This is a genomic window from Exiguobacterium sp. KRL4 (genome assembly GCF_001870785.1).
Lineage (GTDB): Bacteria > Bacillota > Bacilli > Exiguobacteriales > Exiguobacteriaceae > Exiguobacterium_A.
Window position 1 is genome coordinate 1 of the sequence record NZ_MOLV01000044.1, and the last position, 5,595, is coordinate 5,595.

Annotated in this window: 8 protein-coding genes; 3 read left to right on the forward strand and 5 right to left on the reverse strand. The window is 40.5% G+C overall.

Annotated elements, in window-relative coordinates; genetic code table 11:
• Positions 1–82 precede the first annotated feature (82 nt).
• Positions 83–523 (reverse strand): hypothetical protein, encoded by a 441-nt coding sequence (locus tag BLD48_RS15830; protein WP_071501017.1) that lies wholly within the window; start codon positions 521–523, stop codon positions 83–85.
• Positions 524–782: 259 nt separating this feature from the next.
• The gene (locus BLD48_RS15835; protein WP_071501018.1) at positions 783–1,178 is read right to left on the reverse strand and encodes an RrF2 family transcriptional regulator; all 396 of its coding nucleotides are present in this window, start codon (positions 1,176–1,178) and stop codon (positions 783–785) included.
• Between the two features lie 312 nt (positions 1,179–1,490).
• Between BLD48_RS15835 and BLD48_RS15840 the strand changes: the two genes are divergently transcribed.
• Positions 1,491–2,489 (forward strand): FAD-binding oxidoreductase/lyase, encoded by a 999-nt coding sequence (locus BLD48_RS15840; protein ID WP_071501019.1) that lies wholly within the window; start codon positions 1,491–1,493, stop codon positions 2,487–2,489.
• Positions 2,490–2,541: 52 nt separating this feature from the next.
• Here the strand turns inward: BLD48_RS15840 and BLD48_RS15845 are convergent, their stop codons facing one another.
• The 3 genes from BLD48_RS15845 to BLD48_RS15855 are packed head-to-tail and all read right to left on the reverse strand — an operon-like array spanning position 2,542 to position 3,949.
• Entirely contained in the window at positions 2,542–2,844 is a 303-nt protein-coding gene (locus tag BLD48_RS15845) for a spore coat protein (RefSeq protein WP_236630053.1), read from the reverse strand.
• A 25-nt stretch (positions 2,845–2,869) separates the two neighbouring features.
• Complete coding sequence (locus BLD48_RS15850; RefSeq protein ID WP_071501020.1) at positions 2,870–3,061, reverse strand: spore coat protein; 192 nt, start codon at positions 3,059–3,061, stop codon at positions 2,870–2,872.
• A gap of 6 nt (positions 3,062–3,067) precedes the next feature.
• Positions 3,068–3,949 (reverse strand): manganese catalase, encoded by an 882-nt coding sequence (locus BLD48_RS15855; protein ID WP_071501021.1) that lies wholly within the window; start codon positions 3,947–3,949, stop codon positions 3,068–3,070.
• 317 nt (positions 3,950–4,266) lie between these two features.
• Between BLD48_RS15855 and BLD48_RS15860 the strand changes: the two genes are divergently transcribed.
• A complete protein-coding gene (locus tag BLD48_RS15860) occupies positions 4,267–4,758 on the forward strand; it encodes a YndM family protein (protein ID WP_071501022.1) in 492 nt (163 codons plus the stop codon).
• Between the two features lie 296 nt (positions 4,759–5,054).
• A complete protein-coding gene (locus BLD48_RS15865; RefSeq protein ID WP_071501023.1) occupies positions 5,055–5,357 on the forward strand; it encodes a hypothetical protein in 303 nt (100 codons plus the stop codon).
• Positions 5,358–5,595 lie beyond the last annotated feature (238 nt).

Below are 5,595 nucleotides of genomic sequence, written 5' to 3' on the forward strand. Positions count from 1 at the left end.
GAGGGTTTGTCTACGATCTGAGAAAAAGAGTGCCGTTTTAAAAACGACACTCTTTTTCTTTCACTATTACTTTATAGACAAATCAAACTTGTTCGACGGATTCATCATTCACAGATTTCATTATCGTTTCAATCAATTTTCGGACTCCGTCTTGATCCTGAATATACTCTTTAAAAATGATGGTCTCATCTTTAACCAGTACGACGCTCACATCTAGCTTGTCTTGAACTTGTAGAAACGTAAGTGCCATCAGTTCCTTTGAATTCTGCAACGTGTAGGTGAAAACGTCATCAAGCTGATCACAGAGCTGGAGCCGAACATCTTCAGTGTATTTCTTTTGAAGTATAGTACCCATACTTGAAGCTAATCGTTTCTTTTCTTCTTCAGTAATGGAGACGCGATAGATCATGCAATGCCAAGACTCCTCCGTGATTGTAGGAGTCAAAATGTAATGCTTGATAGGTAAAGATCTTCTTATCTCATTTTTTAGTGAGTAGAAAGTGATTTTTTCTCGGCTTAACATAATATCCTCCTCTTGGATAATCGTAAAAAAGAAGATTTACGTGACCAATTGGAAGAGGACATCTCATGAAATGCCATCCAAAAAAAGTTAGCTACTCCTCGTTCGCCAAAACTCAGTAACAAAACATCCTGACTTATCACTGCGATATAAAATCCTCATAGACGAACTCAGATGAGATGTACCTATCATACCATATCAGCTAAGTTATTGCTTGGAAACGCCAATACGAACGGAACTGTGGCTAAACATTCAGGGATTCTTATTTGTTTTTCGTGTCAACTATTTCATTTAACGTAATAGATTGGAGAAATTCGAAAAAGAGCAGATAGGCTTTATCCAGTGTCTGACGAATTGGAAGATCACCAACGGAACTAATCGGGTCTTCATTTTTCAGATAGACCATGTCTTCGAAAATCATAATGATTTCTCCGATACTAATATTTTCGGCCGCCTTGGCCAATCGAAAGCCACCATTTCTTCCGCGTACCGTATGAAGATAACCATTTTTTTGTAAAGCATGAACAATTTTCATGAGATGGTTCTCGGATATCTGATAGGTCTCTGCAATCTCTTTTATTTTAACTAACCGCGTTGGATGGGTTGCTGCAAATAAAAGGACTCGGATGGCATACTCGGTCGATAGGTTGATTTTCATGAAGTTGTGTCCTTTCCAAATAGATTTCTATTTGACTGACAGGAGTACGATACATTGCTTGCCGATCATCCAATCCTCTTTTCCTTTTCCTACTTATCGGATACATCTTATTACACGCTACTTTATTTACTAGTTCGTTTTAAATGTGTAATCTAGGAGAACACTTCCATTATAAGCTTTCCATATGATTAACTTGAGGATTCCCATACGTCTAAATGGTTTAAAAAGAAAAGAAAAAAGGAAAAAACTTAAAACATGAATTTAAAATACATCTTTTTTACTGTTGGATGATGTGGAGGGAGGAAATCACTGATGATGAATGCACAAATCGATCGTTCTTCTACCTTAGTCTGGACAAAGATGCTGTTAGACAAGGCTATGAGGCTTACACGCGATTCGGAGACCGAGACAGAGCTATTGATTATGGGAGGGAACTTGACAGCCATCACACTCGCCTCGATTTTACAAGAACGAGGACATGACGTCACTCTCATGCTGGACAAGGAGTGGTTTCTTGAAAAAATCAAAAATCAGTACCTTCTCTTTCCTGCGTCCGCAACTCCTTCATATTCAGATTTAGTAAAAAAGGTAGGGGTTGAGCAGACGATTCTATACCATGAAGCGATCCAAGAAGCTGCTTATTTTTTGAAATATCAAATCGAACGTCTAGAAATAGAGTGTCTACTCCGTATGCAGGATGTTTATGTTTTGGCGGAGACACCTGATGATCAAAGAAGAATGGAGACTGAAATCCTTTCGATGGAAGAGGTGGGAATTCCAGTTGAACGAACGATAATCGAAGCAACGGAAAACTCGACACAGAAAATGAAGTCCGGCTATATATTACGGGATCAGCTTCAATTTTGCCCCTCGAGATATATTACTTCCTTTTTGGATCATTTTTGTTCATATGGAGGACACGTCATCGAGGAAAGAAAAATGAAGGACCTGAATTTTTCTAATCCCATGGAAATATATGATGAAGACCATAATAAAATACGTGTACAAAAAATCATCTTCACCGACCCTCATCCTCTGCAAGAAGCGGAAGAAAATACCCGATTTAGCCTGGGCAGAGATTTCTTCAAGAATCTGGAACACGTAGCCGACAGATACTCCACTGCTGACTCGTTACCAGCCATCGGCCGGTTAAATCACCTCAATCCGAATCTCTTTCTTGCCACTGGATATGACGAGGATGATATAAGTAACAGTATGATCTCGGCACTCTTATTGACCTCCTTGATTCGCGAGCTTCCCACTAAATACCGTGCGTTGTTCAATCCTTATCGATTTACACAGATAGAATAGAAAATGGGAGTCTCCCATTTTCTATTCTATCTATACGACAAGAGACACGAACCTATTTTTTAGGATGAAGGAGATCTTTGACGATATTGATCTTTTCTTCGTCGTGCTTCAACTGCTTCTCTAAGTCATAGGCGACGTACATGTCATTCTTGATCATGTAATCGGCGATCTGAGCATGTGTTTGAATCGCCTTATTCAACTGCTCCGTCAACGTTTTACGGACATTTGGAGAAGCTGCTTCTGTGACTGCCACTGCATAAGCGCGTACGGTTGATTTCGCACTCACTAAGAAGTCTGTGGCGATTAATTCATCGCGTTTCTTACTTGAACGGCTCATTTGTTCCATGATTGTCATGGGTGTATCCTCCTCATTGAAGATTTTATTTTAAAAGCTTTTGAAGCTCTTCGATGGCTTGTTCGCAATCCTTCACATCTTGCTCGATCAGTTTTTTTAAATTCTCGTCCTTAACGAGTGGGCTGAGGGCATACGCTTTTACGAGGCATGCTTGTTTTACCGTCAGGATCTCATGAATTTCTAACGTTTCATGAATTGCTAATTCTTTCTTAGCCATATACATTCACTCCTTGTTTTTTAAGATATCTTTTACCGTGTCCTTGATCCCTTTATCGCTAGTTGTTTCCTCTAAGTCATGATGGATGTTAAAAGGTGGAACCACCGGATTTGGAACTTGACCTTGTGGAGCCGGATTCTCCAGGTGGACGAATTCTCCTGTACCGTCCTGTGCTGGGCCTTGTGCCCATCGTCCTTCTTTCGAAGCCGTTCCTTCTGATAGATCCCAAAACTCATAGGCATGGGGTTGGGCTTCCATTTCATCCTCGGGACTGAACGTGGCTGGAACGATGATTCCGTTCTTTTGTTCTAGTTCCTCGATCGCTGCCATCCATTGATATTGGTGATACCGGTCGCGGGCCAACATCTTCCGGAACGTCGCTCGTACGCCTTCGTCATTCGTCATATGATAGAGACGGGCGACTTGCAGGCGACCTTGGGATTCAGCATGGAGATTGGAGCGCATATCGGCAAGGAGATTCCCACTTGCGACGATATAGGAGCCATTCCAAGGAATGCCGTTGGCATTAGTGGGTAATCCACCTAGACCACTGACCAATAAGTGTTGCGGATTCATACCTCCGAGAATCGCAGCGGTAGCCGGATCCTTGGCAGCCTCAGCCTGATCGTCAGGAGATGCCCCGTCAAGCAACTGAGAAATCAAGGAACATAACATCTCGACGTGCCCGATCTCTTCTGTCCCGATGTCCATCAACATATCTTTATATTTCTCGTTCCCCCGACAGTTAAAGCCTTGGAATAAGTACTGCATCATGACGGTCATTTCCCCGAATTGACCCCCTAACACCTCTTGCACGGCACGTGCCAGCTTCGGATCCGGACGATCTACCTTCACTTCGAACTGTAATTCTTTCTGGTGTCTGAACATCATCGATTCCTCCCTTAATCTATTTAAAACATGTATGAAACGTACAAGTTATCTATACCTTCTTTTTCTTTCTTCTAACCTTATTCGTATTTTTTTTAATGAAATAAATCTAAAGATACATGACAGTCCTTTTTCATGAACACATTCCATTACGGTTCTAAAAAAATTTTCAAATATGCATAAAAAAAAAGGGGGTAATCTATTAAAAGATATATTTTATTAACATTTTTAATATAGTAAAGCTGTAAATGATTAAAGTGTGGAGAGTGGGGTAATAACTTAAAGTACCACCAAAAACGTATAGAGGAGGAAATCAAATGAACCATGCAAAAGCACTCATCATGAAGTTTCTAATGATTGCCGTCGTACTGCTTGTCATCCTGACTGTGATTTATGATGTCGAGATCGAGAAGACCCTTTTGATTAGCCTCGTGCTGACACTCATCGCCTATGTATTAGGGGACCTGATGATCTTCAGAAGAACCGGGGATGGATCATCGAATAAGCAGAATGGGAATCACGTGAACAACAGTAACGGGAACAACCATTCTCACCATCATGATCCTCATGAGGACCATAAGAAGCGGAACATGATGGCCACGATTGCTGACATCATCCTCTCTTTCCTCGTCATTTGGCTGATGGGTGACGGGATGATCAAGGGGGCGGACGACGAAATCATTCGCGCTGCACTCTTCTCCGCCTTAGTGATCGGCGTAGGCGAATGGTTCTTCCATAAATATTTGGATAAGAACGTCTTCCCTGAAAAGGACGGACGCGCCGTATCAGATATCAAGCATCGTTCATGATGAAATAAACCATAGAGTGCGTCCTTCCTAAGTGCAACTTTCTTTGGAAGGACGCACTCTTCTTTCAGGATTTTTTACGGAAATCTTCTACGCTTTTACTCATTTTTTCAGATTAAATACCTTTCATGTCAGAAGCAAGATGATAGAGATTACATTCTCCTCCTGTTCATTTCTTTATATTTCGAAAAAAATCAGGCAGTATTGCAGTTTCAATATATTAGTTATAATAAATGTACTAAAGATTATTTTGATTTTAAAACACCTTGTTAAAAAACGGTTTTAGGAAGGATTAGATTATGAAAAAATCCTCTTTATTGGCACAGAAACTTAACTCAGCTTTTGAGAAGAATCTAATCTCCTTCTCAACGATCGTCTTAAAACCAAGCGATCCCTATGTGTTACTGATCAAAGATCATGCTCATCGACAATGGGAAGATTTCGTTCAAATACGTGAGGAATTAACCGAAGAAATCGAAGAGGCGATTCGCCTTTACTATATAGAACTAGAAGATGTGGAAGACTTCCTGATATTTGAAGAAGTTTTCATGAGTCCTGCCCAACTTTATTCTCCTTATCATTATCTAGTGTCGTTCATTTGAAGGAGTATTTTAGGTGCTCTCTACTAAAAAATTCTGTTCCATTTTGGTCCTAAAGAAGATCTTCAACTATTGATTGGATAAGGAAAGGGGAGAGATGCTGAAATAGTATGCTCTCCCCTTTCCTTTATGATTCGTTAAAAAACTTGAACGTATTTTTACCCGATGATTTAGCGTCGTATAAGGCAGCATCTGCATGCTGCAGGAGATTTTTCAGGCTGTGGATGGTCTACACTTAGTT

Bases quoted from the DNA above. Each gene is read 5' to 3' on its own strand.
- BLD48_RS15860 (WP_071501022.1), top strand. From the start codon at position 4,267: ATGAACCATGCAAAAGCACTCATCATGAAGTTTCTAATGATTGCCGTC.
- BLD48_RS15835 (WP_071501018.1), bottom strand. From the start codon at position 1,178: ATGAAAATCAACCTATCGACCGAGTATGCCATCCGAGTCCTTTTATTT.
- BLD48_RS15830 (WP_071501017.1), bottom strand. From the start codon at position 523: ATGTTAAGCCGAGAAAAAATCACTTTCTACTCACTAAAAAATGAGATA.
- BLD48_RS15850 (WP_071501020.1), bottom strand. From the start codon at position 3,061: ATGGCTAAGAAAGAATTAGCAATTCATGAAACGTTAGAAATTCATGAG.
- BLD48_RS15865 (WP_071501023.1), top strand. From the start codon at position 5,055: ATGAAAAAATCCTCTTTATTGGCACAGAAACTTAACTCAGCTTTTGAG.
- BLD48_RS15840 (WP_071501019.1), top strand. From the start codon at position 1,491: ATGATGAATGCACAAATCGATCGTTCTTCTACCTTAGTCTGGACAAAG.
- BLD48_RS15855 (WP_071501021.1), bottom strand. From the start codon at position 3,949: ATGTTCAGACACCAGAAAGAATTACAGTTCGAAGTGAAGGTAGATCGT.
- BLD48_RS15845 (WP_236630053.1), bottom strand. From the start codon at position 2,844: ATGACAATCATGGAACAAATGAGCCGTTCAAGTAAGAAACGCGATGAA.